The sequence below is a fragment of the Rhizobium sp. ZW T2_16 genome (assembly GCF_044987325.1).
Lineage (GTDB): Bacteria > Pseudomonadota > Alphaproteobacteria > Rhizobiales > Rhizobiaceae > Neorhizobium > Neorhizobium cellulosilyticum.
Genome location: NZ_JBJDRG010000001.1, coordinates 252,545 through 272,637 on the forward strand (window position 1 = coordinate 252,545; position 20,093 = coordinate 272,637).

A 20,093-nucleotide genomic window follows, 5' to 3' on the forward strand; every position below is an offset into this window, starting at 1 on the left:
CGCAACATTGTAAACATGGTGAATAATTGGTTTATTCACCCGCAGCTCGCTTAGCCAATAAGGTTGGTGATATCGTTGAAGGTGGCAAACACCATCAGACTGAGTACCATCGCAAGACCGATACGGAATGCGATCTCCTGAGCTCCCGCACCCAGAGGCTTCCCCCTCACAGCTTCTATTGCGTAGAAAACCAAATGGCCGCCGTCAAGCACCGGAACAGGCATAAGGTTCAAAAGTCCAATGGAAACGGACAGGACTGCGGCAAGCTGGATTACCGCGGCAAAGCCGAGCGTGGCCATCTGCCCTGAAGCCTGGGCAACACGAACCGGGCCACCCAGCTGGTCAGCCTTCATACGGCCGGTCACCAGATTGCCGATATAGCGGAATGTACCGGTGATAATGTTGCCGGTCTCTTTCACGCCCTCGCCGACAGCCTCAAGCGGAGTGAACGTCTCCAGCCGGAAATTGCCGCGCTCCTCATTGGTAACGACACCGATAAGCCCGAGTTCGACCTTGTTTCCGAACTGATCGTTGATCTCCGTGCGCTTCGGCACCATCGGCAGATCGAGATCCTGACCGTCCCTTTTCACCGTCACGACGATTGGCGTCTCCGGGCGAACGCTGACATAACGGCGGACATCCTCGAATGTGGAAACCTTGCTTCCGTCGAGTGCAACGAGCCGGTCTCCGGGCCGCACGCCGGCTTCAGCGGCCGCACTGTCCGGACGCACTTCGGCGACAACCGGATCGGCGATCATCTTGCCGTAGACAGAAAACAATACGGCGAAAATGGCGATCGCGAGGATGAAGTTGGCGATAGGGCCTGCAGCAACGGTAGCGGCGCGTTTCCACAACTTTGCGCCCGCAAGTGTCCGAGCCCTGTCGGCCTCGCTCATGTGGGAAACGCTTGATGCATCGGGCAGGCTCGAAGCATCCTCGTCACCAAAGAACTTTACGTAGCCGCCGAGCGGAATAGCAGAAAGCTTCCAGCGTGTACCATGGCTATCGGTGAAGCCGATCAATTCAGGACCAAAGCCGACCGAAAATGCAGTCACCCGAATTCCGCTCCATCGCCCCACGAGATAGTGACCCATCTCATGAACGAAAACGAGCAGAGAGAGGACGAGGATGAACGGGATAATGTAGCCCGTTATGAAACCGAAGATGGCCATCAGTGTTTCCGCTTCACGATATCGAGGCTGGTCGCCGCTTTAGAGACCGAAGATGAAGGCAGCGACCGAGTTGCTAACATGGCCTTTCATGGCCGTGTCCACAAGCGTCAGCAGAAATACGGCAAAACAGGCAAAAACCAAGCCGTCCACACGGTCCATCACGCCACCGTGTCCGGGAATGAGATGGCTGCTGTCCTTCACACCGAAACGTCGCTTGATGAAGGATTCGAAAAGATCGCCGATCTGGCTCGCAACAGACAGCAGGAAGGCAAGCGCCATCGTCCACAGTGAAAGCCGCGAAAATACGCCAAGCGTAAGCAAACCACTGGCGGCAACGCCGGCAACCGTTCCGCCGATCGCCCCGGACCATGTCTTGCCGGGGGAAATGCGCGGTGCAAGCTTCGGACCGCCAATAGCACGGCCGACAAAGTAGGCCAGGATATCGGTCCCCCACACCACTGCGAAGATGAAAAGCGTGGCGACAAACCCCGCCTGATTATCACCGCGGATGGCTGCAAGAGAGATGCCGCTCAATCCGGCATAGACAATACCGCCCGGAAGCCACCAGGAGCCGTGCCCAAGGATCGCCAGCAGCACGCCCGTAACGACACCACCGCAAAGCAGCGGCATGGACAGCTCGCCTTCTCCGATGATGAGATCGGCAGCGATAAGCAGAATGACCAGCCAACCGAACGCATTGGCCTTGAAGCTCCGCTCCGAAAGGCCGGTGATCGTTGACCATTCATAATAGATCAGCGGTGCCATCACGGCAGCCACAAGATTGAACGCCCAGCCACCTATCCATGTTGCGGCAAGGACGATCACGGCCAGCACAATAGCGGACGCGATGCGAAGTTTGAGCTCCTGCCCCATCAGCCGACCACCGCCGCAGGTCTTGCAGACAAACCGCCAAAGCGCCTGTTACGCGACGCATAGATCTTGAGCGCTTCGACAAAAAGATCCCGGTTGAAATCCGGCCAATAGTCGGGAAGGAAAACGAATTCCGAATACGCGGCCTGCCAGAGCAGGAAGTTCGAAAGCCTCTCCTCGCCGCTCGTGCGGATGATGAGATCCGGATCCGGTATGCCCGCCGTATCGAGATGATCGCTGATCATCTCGGAACTGATGGAATCCGGATCAAGGAGGCCGGCCTTGACCTTCTGCGCAATCCTTGTGGTTGCACGCGCAATTTCGTCGCGAGACCCGTAATTGAACGCGATCACCACCGTAAGCGCTGTATTGTTACGCGTAGTCTCCTCGGCCTCCAGAAGAAGCGGCAGAATATCGCCACGCAGTTTGTCGCGCTCACCGATAACTTTGATCCGTACGTTTTCTCGATGAAGTTCGGCCAGGTCGCGTCGTATAAAACGGCGAAGGAGGCCTAGCAGATCACTGACCTCGGCTTCCGGCCGGCTCCAGTTTTCCGACGAGAACGCAAACAGCGTCAAATACCGGACGCCGAGCTCACCAGCCGCCCGGACCGTTTCCTTGACGGCCTCGACACCCTTACTGTGCCCCATCGTCCGGGCCAGACCGCGCTTGTTGGCCCACCGACCGTTGCCATCCATGATAATGGCAACGTGCTCCGGAATGATCGCAATATCTGGCGTCAGCATGTCCTATGCATTTCCTTCAACGGCCGAGGGAGGGATAAAGATACCCAACCTAGACCTGCATGATTTCCTTTTCCTTATCCGCAAGCAAGCGGTCGACTTCAGAAATCGTGTCGTCGGTCATCTTCTGAACCTTTTCGGATTGCGAGCGGCTATCGTCCTGGCCGATTACGCCATCCTTTTCGGCTTTTTTCAGGCCTTCCATGCCATCGCGACGAACATGTCGGGCAGCGACCTTGGCTTTCTCCGCATAATCATGCGCAACCTTGACCAGCGACTTGCGGCGCTCTTCATTGAGTTCAGGCAGCGGGATGCGAAGGTTCTGCCCATCGACGATCGGGTTGAGGCCAAGGTGCGATTCGCGAATGGCACTTTCTACAGCCCGAACCATGGACTTGTCCCAGATCGAGACACCCAGCATGCGGGGCTCCGGCACGGTGATGTTCGCCACCTGATTCAGCGGCACGCGCGAGCCGTAGGCCTCAACGGTAATCGGATCCAGAACGTTGGCCGACGCGCGACCGGTTCTCAGAGACGCGATATCGCTCTTGAAGGCATTGACTGCGCCTTCCATGCGGCGCTTGATGTCGTTGAGATCGACTGATCCACTCATCGTTGGAACTCCATCTTGTTATCGTTGAACTTTCTGATCGGCAGAAAGATCGCGGTAATTTCTCAGTTGTCGGATACGATCGTCTTGAGGCCGCCGCCGGTCAAGATCTGCGTAAAGCCGCCTGGCTCATGGATCGAGAAGACGACGATCGGGATATGGTTTTCGCGGGCAAGCGCGACCGCGGCGACATCCATCACTGCGAGGCCCTTTTCCAGAACCTCGCTATGCGTCAGCGCGTCGAAGCGGGTAGCATTCGGATCCTTTTTTGGGTCGGCGGAATAGATGCCATCCACCTGGGTGCCCTTGAAGATAGCTTCGGCACCGATTTCTGCGGCGCGCAACGCAGCTGCCGAATCGGTGGTGAAGAACGGATTGCCTGTGCCGCCGGCGAAAATAACCACCCGGCCCTGCGCCATGTGATGCAGTGCCTGTCGCTGCGAGAAGCTTTCGCAGATTTCCGGCATGGCGATAGCCGAAAGAACGACGGTATCGATATCGAGCTTGCGCAGCGACGTTGCAAGCGCCAGCGCGTTGATCACGGTGGCCAGCATGCCCATATGGTCGCCGGTCACCCGGTCGCCGCCCTTGGAGGCCACAGCCACGCCGCGGAAAATGTTGCCGCCGCCGACGACCACACCAACCTCGACGCCCATGCGCCGTGCTTCGGCAATATCGGAAGCGATACGGTCGGCGACCGCGACATCGATGCCAAACCCCTGGCTGCCCATGAGAGCCTCGCCGGAGGCCTTGAGGAGAACGCGTTTATATATGGGCTGAGACGACATGACGGCTCCTTTAAAAGCGAAACGGAAACGGAGAGATCAAACGGCTTGCGGATACACGAAGGGCACCGGCTTGTCACCGGTGCCCTCATAGTTTTCACTGGATTAGGCGAGGAAATCAGCCCTTTGCAGCAGCAGCAACTTCTGCAGCAAAGTCTGTTTCTTCCTTTTCGACGCCTTCGCCGAGAAGAAGACGAGCCATGCCGGTCACTTCAATCGGTGCGCCGACTTCCTTTTCAGCTTCCTTGATGGCAGCGCCGACGGTCAGGTCAGGATTGATGACGAAAGCCTGCGACAGAAGCGCGACTTCTTCGAAGAACTTGCGCATGCGGCCTTCAACCATCTTTTCGATGATGGCTTCCGGCTTGCCGGATTCGCGAGCCTGCTCGATGAAGACGTGGCGTTCGCGCTCGGCGACGGCAGCATCGACTTCTTCGGCGCGTACGGCGAGCGGAGCCGTTGCGGCAATGTGCATGGCAACCTGACGGCCGATGGCGTTCAGTGCGTCCTTGTTACCGGTCGACTTGAGCGCAACCAGAACACCGAGCTTGCCGAGACGATCAGCAGCAGCGTTGTGGATGTAGGTGGCAACGACGCCATCTTCCACTTCGAGTGCCGCCGAACGACGCAGGTTCATGTTTTCGCCGATCGTGGCAACAGCGTCCTTGATCGTGTCGGTGACCGACTTGCCGGTTGCCGGGTAGATGGCGGCGCCGACAGCTTCGACGGAACCGTCAGTGGTGAGTGCAACGTCGGCGATGCCGCGAACGATTGCCTGGAAGGCGTCGTTACGGGCAACGAAGTCGGTTTCCGAGTTGACTTCGACGACAACGGCCTTGGTGCCGGTCGATGCAACGCCGATCAGACCTTCGGCAGCCGTACGGCCAGACTTCTTGTCGGCCTTGGCGATGCCCTTGGCGCGCAGCCAGTCGATTGCCGCTTCGATGTCGCCGTTGTTTTCGGTCAGCGCCTTCTTGCAGTCCATCATGCCTGCGCCGGACTTTTCGCGCAGTTCCTTCACCAGTGCAGCGGTGATCTCAGCCATTGTAAGCCTCTTGTCGGTTTAAATTGCGTAGCGCCGAAAAACTCGGCGAACTCAAGGTTTTGGGAACGAATGTACCCGGAAGTGTGACAGGGTGATGAAGACACCGCCGGCCTGCCCTTCAACCACAATCCGATGGATCGCAGGCGAACAGGACTTTTAAACAAACCGAGGCCAGGGATCGTCTCTCTGGCCTCGGTCGAATTGAAAAAGCAGGAACTGATAACCGTTCCAACCTTGGCCTTAGGCTTCAGCTTCGCCTTCGAGAGCCGGCTCGACCGGAGCTTCGGCGGAAGCGCCGAGGTCACGTCCAGAAGCGCCCTGCTGGCGAGCGATGCCGTCGATGGCAGCGCGAGCGATCAGGTCGCAGTAGAGAGCGATGGCGCGCGAAGCGTCGTCGTTACCCGGGATCGGGAAGTCGATCAGGTCCGGATCGCAGTTCGAGTCGATGATGGCAACGACCGGAATGCCGAGGCGCTTGGCTTCGTCGATCGCGATCTTTTCCTTGTTGGTGTCGATGATGAACATCAGGTCCGGAACGCCGCCCATGTCGCGGATACCGCCGAGAGCCTTTTCCAGCTTCTCGCGTTCGCGCTCAAGGTTCAGACGCTCCTTCTTGGAATAGCCGGACTGTTCCGAGTTCAGGATTTCATCGAGCTTGCGCAGACGGGCGATCGAGTTCGAAATGGTCTTCCAGTTGGTCATCATGCCGCCGAGCCAGCGGGAGTTGACGTAGTACTGAGCCGAACGCTTGGCGGAATCAGCAACAAGCTCGGAAGCCTGACGCTTGGTGCCAACGAACAGAACACGGCCGCCACGGGCAACGGTGTCGGACACGACCTGCAGGGCGCGCGACAGCATCGGAACGGTCTGGGCCAGGTCGATGATGTGGATGTTGTTACGGTCGCCGAAGATGTACGGCTTCATCTTCGGGTTCCAGCGGTGCGTCTGGTGGCCGAAGTGGACGCCTGCTTCGAGGAGCTGACGCATAGAGAAATCGGGCAATGCCATGCCTAGTTATCCTTTTCCGGTTGAACCTCCGCAAGGCAAACAGCACCCTCTTCGAGAATGCCACCGGGCGGAAAAATCCGGATTTCTCCCGGATGATCCCATGCCTCACGTGTGGAATATCGGTGCCCATACAGGCGATTGTGGAAAATTGCAAGCGCTGTGGTGCAGCTTTCACCGCACGACACAAGCGAAACCGGTCAGGCCTTGGCCCCGAGCCTTTGGCGGACCTGCTCGACACTCCCACGGATATAGATCGTATGCGGCTGCCCGGCGCCATTGACCGCAGCAAACGTAACGATCGTCACACCTTCTTCGAAGGGCATCACATAAAGGATCTGCGCCGGGTTGATGTAGACTTCCTGATTGTGGGTGTTTTTAAATCCGATCAATGCCATGAATCACTCCTTATTGCGGCGCAACTACAGACACGAAACTAACAATGTGTCGAGTATTGTGACGCCTAGATTCGGCACTGCGACCGCGTGTTCCAAATCAAATGGCAGGATCGTTACTAACGCGGCACCGCAGGGCACGGATCCTGCTGTGTCTTCAGCAACTCCAGCTTTACGAGGCTGCCTTCCAGCGAAAAATCACCGTAATCCATGGTCAGATCACGGGTTATGCCGTTCTCGTAGAGCTTGAAAGACATGTTGTAGACGGGCATAGGATCGCCGGCGGCGCCATCGTTGAAATAGGCGATCGTGACCGGCCAGTAGGGAGTCTTGGCAAACTCCCCGGCAGCACCGGCTTCGGTATCGCCTTTTTCCGGTGCCTCCGCCTTGCCGATCACGGTTGAGGTCAGAAGTGCCTGATCGCCGTTTTCTGAGCCATCGAAGACACGCGTCTCAAAGATACGTTTGTTGTCCTTGGCCTGCTGAATGATGTCGAGCATATGACTGGTCGGGAACGCGCTTGCCGGCAGCTCCACTTCCCTGCCATTTGCTCCCTGCAGCTCGACCTTCACCCCGCTCTCGCCTTCGCTCGCATCGCCGGTCACGCTCTTGTCGAGTTGCTCATCGGTGAAGGACTTGGTCTCGAAATGAAACTGCTTCGCGGAAAGATCTTCGAACGTCTTGGTCTGCTGGTCGCTGACACGCGTCTCCTCGCCCGTGCTGATCTTGGTGACGAGGCGGAAATTGGTCGTGAACCCGGTGCAGGCAGAGCCGTTGAATTCATAGACCATACGGCCGAACATGCCCTCGATACCGGAGCGCTCGGACGCATCCTTGAGCTTTAGGTCATAGACCGCCCTGTGAGGAATAAGCAGGCGCGCAGCACTGTCGGCGCTGATCGGCGCAGCGGAGGCGACACCGGCACTGGTGACGAGGAACAGCGCGAGGCTCGTGCGCAGCATTCATATTCTCCTGTTGGACTCGGGCGCGGGTGTTATAAGAACGCCATCAGCCAAGGTTATGACCTTGATGAAGGATTTTTGTACGCTTGACAACAAACCGGAGACCGAAATGTCCGATGCCATCGAAAGCCGCCTGAAGGAACTTGGAATTACCCTCCCCGTGGCAGCGGCACCCGCAGCCAATTACGTGTCCTACGTCATCAGCGGCAACATGCTTTACATCTCCGGACAGTTGCCGACAGAAAATGGCAAGCTTGAGATCAAAGGCCTTGTTGGCAGCGACGTCGACGTGGCTTTGGCGAGCCGCGCAGCTGAACTTTGCGCCATCAACATCCTGTCGCAGGCAAAGGCAGCACTCGGCGGCGATCTCGGCAAGATCAAGCGCGTCGTCAAGCTGTCGAGTTTCGTCGCCTCCGCTCCCGGCTTCACAGAGCAACATATCGTCACCAACGGCGCATCGAACCTGATTGCAAACGTCCTGGGCGAAGCTGGCAAGCATGCTCGCGCTGCCGTTGGCATGGCCGCATTGCCGCTCAATGCCGCCGTTGAAATCGAAGCCGTTATCGAGATCGAAGCATGACATCTGCAGCCTGGATCAAGGATCTGCCCGTCGCGCATCGCGGCTATCACGACATGAACAAGGCCGTATGGGAGAACTCCCTCTCGGCCTTCGCCCGCGCTGCGGATGCCGGCTTTGCCATCGAATGCGACCTGCAGCTCTCTGCAGACAGCATCCCGATGGTGTTCCACGACGACAAGCTCGAGCGCGTCTGCGGCATCAAGGGCGACGTGCGGGAGCGCACCGCCTCTGAACTCGGCCTGCTATCCATTGGCGGAACGGCCGACAGGATCCCGACCTTGAAGCAGATGCTCAAACTGGTCGATGGTCGCGTACCGCTGGTGATCGAATTGAAAGGCCGCACCGCCGAAGAAGATGACGGCTTCGTCGATATCGTTCTCGAAGAGCTGGAAGGTTATCAGGGCAAGGTCGCGCTGATGAGCTTCGACCATCATCTGATCCGCGATCTGAAGAAGGCCGACGGACCTTATCCGATCGGCCTGACCGCTGAAGGCAGCCAGCCGGAAGAGTTCTTCAAGCATGATGAAATGGCCCAGCTTGGGCTGGATTTCATCTCCTATCACTGGTCCGACCTGCCGAACAGCTTTATCACCGCCCAGAGACAGACCGGCATTGCGTTGATTACCTGGACTGTCAGGGATGAAAACGCGCGCGAGGCTACCTATAAATATGCAGATCAGATGACGTTCGAAGGGTTTGACCCGCGCACGTCGCCCACTGCATAATTCAGGTACATGGCCGGTAATCTTTCAATCCGCATCGAACAATCCCTTGCCGCGATCAGCCCTGAAAGCTGGTCGCGGCTTGCGGGTGCTTCACGGGAAAGCTCTTCAGCAGCGGTCCCCTACAATCCGTTTCTCTCGCATGCCTTCCTTTCGTCGCTGGAACAATCAGGCTCTGCCACGGCCAAGACCGGCTGGCATGGGCATCACATTCTTCTCGAAACCGAAGAAGGCACGCTGATCGGCGCAATCCCCGCCTATCTGAAAAGCCATAGCCAGGGCGAATACGTCTTCGACCACGGCTGGGCTGACGCTTTCGAGCGGGCGGGCGGGCGTTATTATCCGAAACTGCAATGCGCCATCCCCTTCACGCCGGCTACCGGCCCTCGCCTGCTGGTCGCTTCCAGTTATGATCGCGAGACGATGCAGACGACGCTCGCCGCAGGTCTCCAGGAAGTGACACGACAACTCGCAATATCGTCGGCGCATGTGACCTTCGTGCCGGAAAACGAAATTGAGACATTCGAGGAGGCCGACTACCTCCATCGGACCGATCAGCAATTCCACTTCATCAACGAAGGCTATGTCGATCACGACGCATTCCTCGAAACGCTGGCGTCACGCAAGCGCAAGGCGCTGAAAAAGGAACGCCGCGCCGCATTGGAGAATGGAATTTCGATCGACTGGCTGACCGGCGCCGACCTGACCGAGGATATCTGGGATCAATTCTTCGCTTTCTACATGGATACCGGCGGCCGCAAATGGGGCAGACCATATCTGACCCGTAGCTTCTATTCGCTGATAGGCAGCCGCATGGCCGATGACATTCTGTTGGTCATGGCAAGACGCGATGGTCGTTATATCGCCGGCGCGATCAATTTTATCGGTGGTGATACGCTCTACGGCCGTCACTGGGGCTGTATCGAGGATCATCCCTTCCTGCATTTCGAAGTCTGTTATCATCAGGCCATAGACTTCGCCCTTGCCAAGGGGCTGAAGCGCGTCGAAGCCGGTGCCCAGGGCGAACACAAGCTTGCCCGCGGTTATCTTCCAGTCACCACCCATTCCATGCATTACATCGCCCATCCGGGCCTGTGCCGCGCGATTTCCGATTATCTGGAGCGCGAGCGGCAGGAGGTGGACGGCATGAACGAATACCTATCCGAGCACAGCCCTTTCCGAAAAGGCGAGCGGCAGCAGGATGATTGATTGAAGTAATTCCGGCAAAAGCGAGCACCGGTTTTGCGTTCGGAATTGCGTTGAAAGAAGCAGATAGGAGAGGACTTCCATGAGCTACGACGACAAAAACATCTTCGCGAAGATCCTGCGCGGCGAGATCCCTTGCCACCGCGTTTACGAGGATGCCGACACTCTGGCCTTTATGGATGTCATGCCGCAATCCCCAGGTCACCTCCTGGTGATACCGAAGACGCCCTCGCGCAATATTCTCGACGCTGACCCGGCCACCCTGTCGAAAGTCATTCCGATCGTGCAGAAGCTTGCCAATGCGGCCAAAGATGCGTTCGACGCCGATGGCATCACGGTCACGCAGTTCAACGAACCGGCTGCCGGCCAGACCGTCTATCACCTGCATTTCCACATCATCCCGCGCTATGAAGGCGCCGGCCTGAAGCCGCATAGCGGCCAGATGGAAGACCATGGCGTTCTGGCTGCCAACGCCAAAAAGGTCGTTGATGCACTCGGCGCCTGATCAGGCTTTGAGCAGAAACAGGCCTGCGACAAGGATGGCGATCGGTGCGATGACGCCGATCGCCACCTTCTTGCCCGTCAGCAGAAAAATGCAAAAGCCGATACCCGCGGCAGAAAGCCGAAGCCAGAGCGGAGAATCGGCCAATACGCCTGTTGGAAAAACGATCAGCTTGGCGGTGACGGCCATCACGAGCGCTGTCGCAACCGCCCTCACCCAGTTCAGCGCCTCGGATTCCTCATTCAGCCTGTTGCCGGCCAGAACGCCGAGCCAGCGCCAGAAGTCCGTTGCGATAAAGCCGGCAACGATGATCAGGATATAGGTCCAGTATTCCTCAAGCATCACGCGGCCTCCTCAACGGCACGCCGACGCTGTCGCCGGTATCGATCGATCAGGTAGGCAACGGTTCCGCCGCCAAGGCCGGCAATCAGCACATCGAATTGCGGAACAACAAGCGCCAGCAGCGGTCCTGCGGCGATGCCGATGATAAAGGCGAGCTTAACAACGAACTGCCTGGAACTCGCCCAGATCGACGAGATGAAATAGACCGGCGTCAGCATGAAGAGTGCGCCCGCGACGACCGGCGGAAACTGCGAAACGATGCCATAGCTGATGCCGACGATCGCCGCATTACCACAGGTAAGCGTGAGGCCGAAACCGGCAAAAAAGGCGACCCGGTTCTGGCGCGGCACGTCACGCAGATGCGTCGAGGCGAACACCCAGGAGGTGATCGCAATGAAATGCGAAAGAAACAGAAGCAGCCAGACGGGCGTCTTCTGCGTCCGCATTTCCGGCACGATGGACGCAACCATCGGCATCATACGAATGGCGGACAAGGTCACTGCAAGAAACGACGCAACGATATTGGCTCCACCGATCATCGAGCCGACAAGGATCATCTGCGACGGCAGGGCCCAGACGCCGAGCGTCATGATCACGGCCTCCCAACGCGTCAACCCTGCCTGTAGCGCGAATGCGGCAAACCCGACATAGGACGTCATCAGAATAATGGCGGGAAGCGAGATGACGCCGCGCATGCCAGTCAGGAACCATTTCAAGTTACCGGGCTCATTGCGCTGCTCTGCAGACATAGGCATTCCATTTGCTGTTGATCAAATATGCCTACAAATACAAAGATGCCGGGACAAGCCCGGCATCTTTCATTCAATCGATATGAGAGCGATTACTTACTCTTCGGCACACGCGGAACGGTGCTGCTCTTGCGTGGCTTCGGCGCTTCTTCGGCGATTACGTCGCCGTCGTCATCTGCTTTGGCTTTGGCTGCTGCGCCCTTACCGCCATCCTTGCCCTTGGACGAGGATTTCTTGGCGGCCTTCGGCTTTACAACCTTGGCCTTTGCCTCTTCGGCAGCCTCTTCCACTTCGGCCTCCGGCTTGGGCTTTACCGGCACGGCTTCCGGAATGGAATCGAGCACCAGCTTGTCCTTGCCGTTGTCGTCCTTGCCGACCGTGACGCGGACTACACCACCCTTGCGCAGCGCACCGAACAGGATCTCGTTGGCGAGCGGCTTCTTGATGTATTCCTGGATCACGCGGGAAAGCGGGCGAGCGCCCATCTTCTCGTCGTAACCCTTGTCGGCCAGCCAAGCGATCGCATCCTCATGCAGGTCAAACGTGACGTTGCGTTCGGACAGCTGGGTTTCCAGCTGCATGACGAACTTCTGCACGACCTGATGGATGACGGCCGTCGGCAGCGGCGCAAACGGGATCGTCGCATCGAGACGGTTGCGGAATTCCGGCGTGAACAGGCGGTTCAATGCCTCTTCGTCTTCGCCGGTGCGCTTGGAGGAACCGAAGCCGAAGGCAGCCTTGGCCATTTCCGAAGCGCCCGCATTGGTCGTCATGATCAGGATGACGTTGCGGAAATCGATCTTCTTGCCGTTGTGGTCGGTCAGCGAACCGTGGTCCATGACCTGCAGCAGGATGTTGTAGATATCCGGATGCGCCTTCTCGATTTCGTCGAGCAGCAGCACACTGTGCGGATGCTGATCGACCTGATCGGTCAGAAGACCGCCCTGATCGAACCCGACATAGCCGGGAGGTGCGCCAAGCAGCCGCGAGACCGTGTGGCGTTCCATATATTCCGACATGTCGAACCGCAGCAGTTCCACGCCGAGCGAGGCGGCAAGCTGCTTGGCCACTTCCGTCTTACCAACGCCTGTCGGGCCGGAGAAGACGTAGGAACCAATCGGCTTGTTCGGCTCGCGCAGGCCGGCACGCGCCAGCTTTATAGCGGTTGAAAGTGCTTCGATCGCGGCATCCTGACCGTAGACGACGGACCGCAGTTCCTTTTCCAGGTTGGCGAGAACAGCCTCGTCATCCTTGGAAACGGTTTTAGGCGGTATCCGCGCCATCGTCGCGATGGTTGCCTCGATCTCCTTCTCGGTGATCAGCTTGCGGCGCTTGGAGGCCGGCAGCAGCATCTGCGCCGCACCGGTCTCGTCGATCACGTCGATCGCCTTGTCCGGCAGCTTGCGGTCTGAGATGTAGCGGGCCGACAGTTCGACGGCCGACTTGATCGCCTCGTTGGTGTAACGAAGCTTGTGGTAGTCCTCGAAATAGGGTTTGAGGCCCTTCATGATCTCGATCGCATCCGGGATCGACGGCTCATTGACGTCGATTTTCTGGAAACGGCGGACCAGCGCCCGGTCCTTTTCGAAGAACTGGCGGTATTCCTTGTAGGTGGTCGAGCCGATGCAGCGGATCTGCCCGGAGGACAGAGCCGGCTTCAACAGGTTGGACGCATCCATCGCGCCACCGGATGTTGCACCCGCACCGATAACGGTGTGGATTTCGTCGATGAACAGGACCGCACCCGGAAAATCTTCCAGTTCCTTGACGACCTGCTTCAGACGCTCTTCGAAGTCGCCGCGATAACGGGTGCCGGCGAGCAGCGTGCCCATGTCGAGCGAGAAGATCGTCGCATCGGCGAGCGCTTCCGGCACCTTGCCTTCGACGATACGCTTGGCGAGACCTTCGGCGATCGCAGTCTTGCCCACGCCCGGATCACCCACATAAAGCGGGTTGTTCTTGGAGCGACGGCACAAGACCTGAATCGTCCGGTTGACTTCCGAATGGCGACCGATCAGCGGATCGATCCGCCCGTCCTTGGCCTTGTCGTTCAGATTGACGCAATAGGCCTTGAGCGCATCGGCCGGCTTCTTGGCTGCACCCTCTTCCGGCTCCCCGCCACGCGAGGGCTTGGCTTCGGAATCGGGTTCTTCGGAACCGCGCGGCGTACGGGACTGGGAGGAACCCGGGCGCTTGCCGATACCGTGGGAGATGTAATTGACCGCGTCGTAACGGGTCATCTCCTGCTCCTGCAGGAAGAATGCAGCATGACTTTCGCGCTCGGCGAAGATCGCCACGAGCACATTGGCACCAGTTACTTCTTCACGACCGGAAGACTGGACATGGATGACGGCCCGCTGGATGACACGCTGGAAGCCGGAGGTAGGCTTCGAGTCTTCGTCATAGCCGGTCACGAGGTTGGCAAGTTCGTTATCGACATAGTCGGCAACGGTCTTGCGCAGGTTTTCAAGGTTGACGTTACAAGCGCCCATGACCGCCGCCGCATCCGCGTCATCAATCAACGCGAGAAGCAGATGTTCGAGCGTGGCATATTCGTGATGCCGCTCGTTGGCGAAGGTCAGTGCCTGATGCAGCGCCTTTTCAAGACTAGGCGAAAATGTGGGCACGTCGGGTTCCTCACTTCTTTTCCATGACACATTGTAGCGGATGCTGATGCTGTCTGGCGAAATCCATTACCTGGCTCACCTTCGTTTCCGCTACTTCGTAGGTATAAATGCCGCATTCACCCACTCCATGGTTATGAACGTGGAGCATGATAAGTGTGGCAGCCTCCCTGTCCTTCTGAAAGAACCGCTCCAATATGTGGATGACGAAGTCCATCGGGGTGTAGTCGTCATTCAAGAGGAGTACGCGATACAGGTTCGGACGTTTCGTCTTGGGTTTGGTACGCGTGATGACCGAGGTTCCGCGGTTGGCGTTATCCCCATCACCATCTTTTTCTTTTTCCATCGAGATCGGCAGTGCGATCATCATTCATCATCCCCAGGTGCCGACAACCATTTGAACATTGCGGTCTGCCGGACTCCAGTCTTACTAACTTAGTCCATTGGACACAGATTTTAAGCCCCCTTTGCGGCGGCGCAATCACTATTCCGCCAGAGAGCCGTTCAACCTGCAAAAATTAACACCCATCAGCCCATCGGATGCAAACGCCAAGCGTCCGCACCTGACGATTGTCAGCGACGAAGACATTAAATCGCGGTGTGGGGTTAATCTCACAGGGACGACCGGATAAGGTCGCTCCCTATTAATGGGATTGCATTCGCCGCGTTACAAGAGGCGAACGAGCGATAACGGCGCGACCGAAGGCGGAATCAAAAAGCGGGCCTAAGCGGCCCGCCGGAATGTGTTGGCACCAATGCTCAGTCGAGATCGACGTCGAGGATGGCCATCGAGAAATTGTAGGAGCGCTCGTCGTCCTCGTCATCAACATAGACGACACCGAGAAACTCTTCACCCAGATAGACCTCTGCCGAATCGTCCTTGCGCGGCCGTGCCTTGACAACGATCTGCGGATTCAAAAGGCGCTTGAAGTAAGCGTCGATTTTCTTGATTTCGTCGGGCTTCACGACAATCTCCGTTTTCTATTCACGTTGCCGCGCTTGTTGCATGCGACCGCGGCAAAAGTAAAGCCGACAAGCCTTGGGCCTGCCGGCTTCGACGATTATCCACCGGCGTTTCTATAGCCGGCAGCACTCAGTCTTCCGACATCAGCAGCTGATCCATGACGCGCGCTGGCTCCGAACAGCCCGCCTCCCCCACCACTTTCGCCGGCACCCCGGCAACGGTCGACTTAGACGGAACGGGTTTCAGCACCACCGAACCGGCCGCGACACGCGAGCACGATCCGATCTCAATGTTGCCGAGGATCTTCGCACCGGCGCCGATCAGCACGCCATTGCCGATCTTCGGATGGCGATCGGCACCTTCCTTGCCTGTTCCCCCAAGCGTCACACCATGCAGGATCGAGACATTGTCACCGATGACTGCAGTCTCGCCGACGACGAGGCCCGTGGCATGATCAAGGAAAATGCCCTTGCCGATCCGCGCCGCCGGGTTGATGTCCGTCTGGAAGACGCTGGACGAACGGCTCTGCAGATAGAGCGCGAAATCACGGCGCCCACGTGCATAAAGCCAATGGGCCAGGCGATGCGTCTGGATCGCATGGAACCCCTTGAAATAGAGCACAGGCTCCAGGAAGCGCAGGCATGCCGGATCGCGATCGTAAAATGCCTGGATATCGACGCGCAGGATGGAACCCCATTCCGGCCAGGCATCCAGCATTTCCATGAAAGTCTGGCGAAGCAGAACCGCCTGCAGATCCGGATGATCGAGACGCTCGCAGATCCGGTGAACGACACATTCTTCCAGGGAACGATGGTTCAGCACGGTGGAATAGAGAAACGCGGCAAGAAGCGGATCCTGCTCGATTGCAAGCCGCGCTTCCTGCTGCAACGTATCCCATATCGGATCGACCGTCGCGACGGGTTCTTTGATGCGAATGTCCACTCTTGAGGGCATGACCCACTCCATAGTCGCCTGCAGGCTTTGGAAGACCATTATATAGAACAGGATTACCGGAACGCCAACGCAGGTAAAATCGCATTCCGTTGATCATTACGATCAGAGAACCTGTTACCGACCTGACAGTGCCGCATAAAATTCGAGAACCGCCTTCTTGAACACCCTGTCTCCGACCGCAAGCATGTGATCGCGGTTCGGGATATCGAGCGCCCGCGCATCCGACATGAGGTCGGCCAATTCCTGGGCAGATCCGGCGATATCATCCTTAGTTCCGACACCGATCAGCGTCGGGGCCTCGATCCGCCCCATATCGGAACGCGCCACCAGATCGCGCGAGCCACGGATACAGGCCGCAAGAGCCAGCTTGTCGCTCTTCGTCTGGTCCGCAAAAGCACGAAACATCTTACCACGCTCGTGCGTGATCGCATCGACATCCGGCGCAAGCAAAGCGTCCGCAATCGGGTCCCAGTCACCCACGCCATCGGTCATGCCGATTCCGAGACCACCTAAAACCAGCGAACGGACCCGTTCCGGATGAGCGAGCGCCGCAAAGACGGAAATCCTTGCTCCCATCGAATATCCGAACAGATGAGCGTCCGGAATGCGCAAATGGTCGAGCAGCGCCACGGCATCATCGGCCATGACCCATGGGCGATAGGCTTCCGCGTCGAGCGGCTTGTCGCTTCCGCCGTGGCCGCGATTGTCGATGGCAATAACTCTGTAGCCGGCATCGCCAAGCGTCTTCAACCAGCCGGGATGCACCCAGTTGACCAGCGCGCTCGAAGCAAAGCCATGAATGAGAAGCACCGGTTCGCCGGACGGTTCACCCTCGTCGAAATAACGAAGATTGATTCCGTCATGAATGAAGGACGAGAAGGCGGGCGCATTCAAATTCATCGGACTATCCCTTGTTTCGGGCGACCTATAGTGGATCAGGGATCGCCAATGAACCCGCTCGATAAAAAAATGCGGATGTTTCCCCCCTACACAATCGATGCGCGGGCAGATAATGTCCGGCGAAATCAAATGGCAGGGAGACGACCATGGCTGGCCACAGCATTCCTCACTTTCAAAACGATGGCGGATATCCGGTTATCCAGATCGGCGTGAAGGAATTCATGTGCACCGGTGCTTCCGTGCCCTTCGACCATCCGCACATCTTTATCGATCTCGGCGACGACAGCGAGAAGGTGTGCTCCTACTGCTCCACCCTCTATCGCTATAATCCGGGCCTGAAAGCCGATCAGACCGATCCTCCGGGTTGCGTCTTCCACGTCAAGGCAGCATAAGTTTAAACTTTCAGGCAGCAAGCCGATGCATCTCGACAGGATTGCGATTGTGGGAGCCGGCATGGCCGGCCTGGCTGCAGCGCTTAGCTTTTCCCGCTTGGGCATGGCTTGTGACATTTTTGAAGAAGCCGGCGACCTTGTGGAAGTCGGTGCGGGCCTGCAGATGTCGCCGAACGCATCAGCAATCCTTGGCGAACTGGGCGTGCTGGCCGGACTCGAAAAAATCTGGACCGAGCCGCGCGAAATCGCCCTTGTCTCCGGCACATCCCTCAAGAAGCTGGCATCCGTTCCGGCAGGTGATTTTGCCAGGGATCGCTGGAAAGCACCCTACGGCGTACTTCACCGTGCGACGCTGCAGGCAGCATTGCTTTCAGCGGTGGAGCGAGATCCGCTCTGCTCGATCCGGCTTGGCACACCCATAAGAGGCGGCTTGCCAAAAGCCGTTCGGGAACTCACCGGAAACTCCTACCCGCTCGTGATCGGTGCCGACGGAGTGTGGTCCAATGCACGCGCGTCGGTGGAGGATGCTCCCCAGCCCGATTTCTCCCGGAATATCGCGTGGCGCTTTACCATTCCGCTCGATGAAGCACCCGACTGGCTTGCGCGCGATTGCGTTACCGCGTTCATGGGGCCGTCGACACATCTCGTTGCTTATCCTTTGAGAGAAATGAGCGAGTTCAACATCGTTGCCATCGCGTCAGGCATAAGCCCCGGTGCCACATGGGAAGCGCAGGCGAACGAAGGCCAGAAAGCGATGCTGGTCAGGCAGTTTGGTGGCTGGAATGCGGAAATCACCGCGCTGTTGAGCCGCTTGCCCCGACCGACATTCTGGCCACTTCACGAAGTGACGTCGGGTCGCTGGCACAATGGCCGCGACGTGGTGCTGATCGGAGATGCCGCACACGCGATGATGCCATTCTCTGCACAGGGCGCTGCCATGGCAATCGAGGACGGGTTCGTGCTCGCCAACGAAGTGAAGAAGTCAAGTTCCCTGCCCGCCGCCCTGGCCGGCTTTGAAGCACAGAGAACCAGCCGCGCGGCGAGGGTCAAGGCTCGCGGGTCGTTCAACCGCTTCGCGTATCATGCTCGCGGTCCATTCCGTATCGGTCGCGATATCGTCCTGTCGCTGCGTCCGCCGCAATCTCTCGCGGCGGATCTGGATTGGCTTTACGGATACCGCGTCAGTTGATCAGACGGCAGCGGCTGCGAGGAAGCCCTGCTCGAGATCCTTCTGGAGGTCGGCAACGTCTTCCAAGCCGATCTGCAGGCGGATGACCGGGCCTTCTTCGGGCTGTTTGCGGATCGTGCGGTCAGACAGATTAACCTGTAGCGCCAGGCTTTCGAACCCACCCCAGGAATAACCGAGACCGAAATAGCTCAATGCATCGAGGAACGCATGCGCTTTTGCCTTGGCGTTGTCTGCGTCAGCCTTGAGCACGAAGGAGAAAATGCCGCTGGAACCCTTGAAATCACGCTTCCAGATCTCGTGTCCTGGGAAACTCGGCAATGCCGGATGCAGCACACGCGCCACATCGTCGCGCCCTTCCAGCCACTGCGCGAGAGCAAGCGCGCTTTTCTGATGATGCTCCAGACGAACACCCATGGTCCGCAGACCACGCAGGATCATGTAGGAATCATCCGGCGCACCGCAGATACCCATGAGGATGCGGGCTTCCTCCAGCTGCGGCCACCACTTGGCATTGGCGGACACCGATCCCATCACGATGTCGGAATGGCCCGAAGGGTATTTCGTCGTTGCATGGATTGACACGTCCACACCGAAATCGAGCGGTCGGAAATAAAGCGGCGTCGCCCAGGTATTGTCCATCGTCACGACGCAACCATGCTTGTGTGCGGCATCGGCAATCGCACGAATATCCTGCATCTCGAATGTATTGGAACCCGGCGCCTCGGTGTGCACCAGCTTCGTATTTGGTTTGATCAGAGCCTCGATACCGGCACCGACTTCCGGGTCGTAATACTCGATTTCCACGCCAAGGCGCGTGAGCATCGTATTGCAGAAATTTCGGCAGGGCGTGTAAACCGAATCGACGATCAAAGCATGGTCGCCCGCCGACAGGTAGGCCAGAAACGGCACCGAGATAGCTGCCAGCCCTGACGGGACCAGAATCGTGCCTGCTGAACCTTCCAATTCGTCAAAAGCAGCACACAATGCGTCTGTGGTCGGTGTTGCACGGGTACCGTAAGAGTAAGGCTGGCCTCGGCTCTCCATCGTCGCAGAATCAGGAAACAGCACGGTCGAGGCATGAACGACCGGGGGATTGACGAAGCCGTGGTAGGAGCGCGGATCATTTCCGATATGCGCAAGTCGCGTATTAGCGCCGGCAGCGCCGAGCATGGAAGATTTTCTGGTCATCTGGTGGGAAAACTCTCTAGGCGGGAAAGCTTTCTTGTCGCGCTGCGAAGCCTGGAGGTCAAGCCCGGTCGATACGTCGTAAAGTTGAGCATAGATCAGATGCAAAACATAAAGGCACTGAATTCAGCACATACTGCATAAGCCATCGGCAATTGCTCAATCACTGAGCAAAAAACTAAATTTTACCTTATTTC

General features: G+C 57.9%; 23 protein-coding genes. 6 read left to right on the forward strand and 17 right to left on the reverse strand.

Translation table 11 applies throughout. From position 1 onward, the window contains the following. Positions 1-50: 50 nt before the first annotated feature. The 9 genes from rseP to ACI3K0_RS01245 all read right to left on the reverse strand — a co-directional run bounded on the left by rseP (position 51) and on the right by ACI3K0_RS01245 (position 7,587). A complete protein-coding gene (gene rseP, locus ACI3K0_RS01205; protein WP_148148061.1) occupies positions 51-1,172 on the reverse strand; it encodes an RIP metalloprotease RseP in 1,122 nt (373 codons plus the stop codon). A gap of 39 nt (positions 1,173-1,211) precedes the next feature. Continuing rightward, positions 1,212-2,045 carry a phosphatidate cytidylyltransferase gene (locus ACI3K0_RS01210; protein WP_404944812.1) on the reverse strand — a complete coding sequence of 278 codons (834 nt, stop codon included), beginning with the start codon at positions 2,043-2,045 and terminating at the stop codon, positions 1,212-1,214. Beyond that, positions 2,045-2,788, reverse strand: a complete 744-nt coding sequence (locus ACI3K0_RS01215; RefSeq protein WP_183821529.1) for an isoprenyl transferase — start codon at positions 2,786-2,788, stop codon at positions 2,045-2,047. The genes ACI3K0_RS01210 and ACI3K0_RS01215 overlap by 1 nt, the downstream gene beginning before the upstream one ends. A 49-nt stretch (positions 2,789-2,837) precedes the next feature. Beyond that, complete coding sequence (frr, locus tag ACI3K0_RS01220; protein ID WP_148148058.1) at positions 2,838-3,398, reverse strand: ribosome recycling factor; 561 nt, start codon at positions 3,396-3,398, stop codon at positions 2,838-2,840. A 62-nt stretch (positions 3,399-3,460) separates the two neighbouring features. Continuing rightward, a complete protein-coding gene (pyrH, locus tag ACI3K0_RS01225) occupies positions 3,461-4,183 on the reverse strand; it encodes a UMP kinase (protein ID WP_148148057.1) in 723 nt (240 codons plus the stop codon). A 115-nt stretch (positions 4,184-4,298) separates the two neighbouring features. Next, entirely contained in the window at positions 4,299-5,225 is a 927-nt protein-coding gene (tsf, locus tag ACI3K0_RS01230; protein WP_148148056.1) for a translation elongation factor Ts, read from the reverse strand. A 240-nt stretch (positions 5,226-5,465) separates the two neighbouring features. Next, positions 5,466-6,233, reverse strand: a complete 768-nt coding sequence (gene rpsB / locus ACI3K0_RS01235) for a 30S ribosomal protein S2 (protein ID WP_148148055.1) — start codon at positions 6,231-6,233, stop codon at positions 5,466-5,468. Between the two features lie 197 nt (positions 6,234-6,430). Continuing rightward, positions 6,431-6,628: a hypothetical protein gene (locus tag ACI3K0_RS01240; protein ID WP_148148054.1), complete on the reverse strand. Its 198-nt coding sequence runs from the start codon at positions 6,626-6,628 to the stop codon at positions 6,431-6,433. A 116-nt stretch (positions 6,629-6,744) separates the two neighbouring features. Beyond that, positions 6,745-7,587 (reverse strand): cell envelope integrity EipB family protein, encoded by an 843-nt coding sequence (locus ACI3K0_RS01245; protein ID WP_183821528.1) that lies wholly within the window; start codon positions 7,585-7,587, stop codon positions 6,745-6,747. A gap of 109 nt (positions 7,588-7,696) precedes the next feature. Between ACI3K0_RS01245 and ACI3K0_RS01250 the strand changes: the two genes are divergently transcribed. From ACI3K0_RS01250 to ACI3K0_RS01265, 4 genes are all read left to right on the forward strand, one after another. Beyond that, positions 7,697-8,167 (forward strand): RidA family protein, encoded by a 471-nt coding sequence (locus ACI3K0_RS01250; RefSeq protein WP_404944813.1) that lies wholly within the window; start codon positions 7,697-7,699, stop codon positions 8,165-8,167. Then, positions 8,164-8,892 (forward strand): glycerophosphodiester phosphodiesterase, encoded by a 729-nt coding sequence (locus ACI3K0_RS01255; protein ID WP_183821526.1) that lies wholly within the window; start codon positions 8,164-8,166, stop codon positions 8,890-8,892. The genes ACI3K0_RS01250 and ACI3K0_RS01255 overlap by 4 nt, the downstream gene beginning before the upstream one ends. A gap of 9 nt (positions 8,893-8,901) precedes the next feature. Further along, a complete protein-coding gene (locus ACI3K0_RS01260) occupies positions 8,902-10,098 on the forward strand; it encodes a GNAT family N-acetyltransferase (RefSeq protein ID WP_404944814.1) in 1,197 nt (398 codons plus the stop codon). A gap of 79 nt (positions 10,099-10,177) precedes the next feature. Next, complete coding sequence (locus ACI3K0_RS01265) at positions 10,178-10,600, forward strand: HIT family protein (protein ID WP_183821524.1); 423 nt, start codon at positions 10,178-10,180, stop codon at positions 10,598-10,600. On the opposite strand, the gene ACI3K0_RS01270 is transcribed toward ACI3K0_RS01265, so the two are convergent. From ACI3K0_RS01270 to ACI3K0_RS01300, 7 genes are all read right to left on the reverse strand, one after another. Then, positions 10,601-10,939, reverse strand: coding sequence for an AzlD domain-containing protein (locus tag ACI3K0_RS01270; RefSeq protein WP_206825930.1), 339 nt, complete (start codon positions 10,937-10,939; stop codon positions 10,601-10,603). After that, positions 10,939-11,688 carry an AzlC family ABC transporter permease gene (locus tag ACI3K0_RS01275; RefSeq protein ID WP_183821522.1) on the reverse strand — a complete coding sequence of 250 codons (750 nt, stop codon included), beginning with the start codon at positions 11,686-11,688 and terminating at the stop codon, positions 10,939-10,941. Before ACI3K0_RS01275 ends, ACI3K0_RS01270 begins: the two co-directional genes overlap by 1 nt. Positions 11,689-11,780: 92 nt before the next feature. Then, positions 11,781-14,315 carry an ATP-dependent Clp protease ATP-binding subunit ClpA gene (clpA, locus tag ACI3K0_RS01280; RefSeq protein ID WP_183821521.1) on the reverse strand — a complete coding sequence of 845 codons (2,535 nt, stop codon included), beginning with the start codon at positions 14,313-14,315 and terminating at the stop codon, positions 11,781-11,783. A 10-nt stretch (positions 14,316-14,325) separates the two neighbouring features. Next, positions 14,326-14,679: an ATP-dependent Clp protease adapter ClpS gene (gene clpS, locus ACI3K0_RS01285; protein ID WP_112503791.1), complete on the reverse strand. Its 354-nt coding sequence runs from the start codon at positions 14,677-14,679 to the stop codon at positions 14,326-14,328. A 392-nt stretch (positions 14,680-15,071) separates the two neighbouring features. Beyond that, positions 15,072-15,278, reverse strand: coding sequence for a DUF3126 family protein (locus ACI3K0_RS01290; RefSeq protein ID WP_112457769.1), 207 nt, complete (start codon positions 15,276-15,278; stop codon positions 15,072-15,074). A 127-nt stretch (positions 15,279-15,405) separates the two neighbouring features. Next, positions 15,406-16,230 (reverse strand): serine O-acetyltransferase, encoded by an 825-nt coding sequence (cysE, locus tag ACI3K0_RS01295; protein ID WP_183821520.1) that lies wholly within the window; start codon positions 16,228-16,230, stop codon positions 15,406-15,408. A gap of 114 nt (positions 16,231-16,344) precedes the next feature. Then, the gene (locus ACI3K0_RS01300; protein ID WP_206825937.1) at positions 16,345-17,130 is read right to left on the reverse strand and encodes an alpha/beta fold hydrolase; all 786 of its coding nucleotides are present in this window, start codon (positions 17,128-17,130) and stop codon (positions 16,345-16,347) included. Between the two features lie 146 nt (positions 17,131-17,276). Here ACI3K0_RS01300 and ACI3K0_RS01305 point away from each other — a divergent pair, with 146 nt between their 5' ends. Continuing rightward, entirely contained in the window at positions 17,277-17,522 is a 246-nt protein-coding gene (locus tag ACI3K0_RS01305) for a zinc-finger domain-containing protein (protein WP_183821518.1), read from the forward strand. Positions 17,523-17,547: 25 nt separating this feature from the next. Then, positions 17,548-18,711 carry an FAD-dependent monooxygenase gene (locus ACI3K0_RS01310; RefSeq protein ID WP_183821517.1) on the forward strand — a complete coding sequence of 388 codons (1,164 nt, stop codon included), beginning with the start codon at positions 17,548-17,550 and terminating at the stop codon, positions 18,709-18,711. Here ACI3K0_RS01310 and ACI3K0_RS01315 read toward each other — a convergent pair whose 3' ends face one another. Then, positions 18,712-19,899 carry a cystathionine beta-lyase gene (locus tag ACI3K0_RS01315; protein ID WP_183821516.1) on the reverse strand — a complete coding sequence of 396 codons (1,188 nt, stop codon included), beginning with the start codon at positions 19,897-19,899 and terminating at the stop codon, positions 18,712-18,714. Positions 19,900-20,093: the final 194 nt, after the last annotated feature.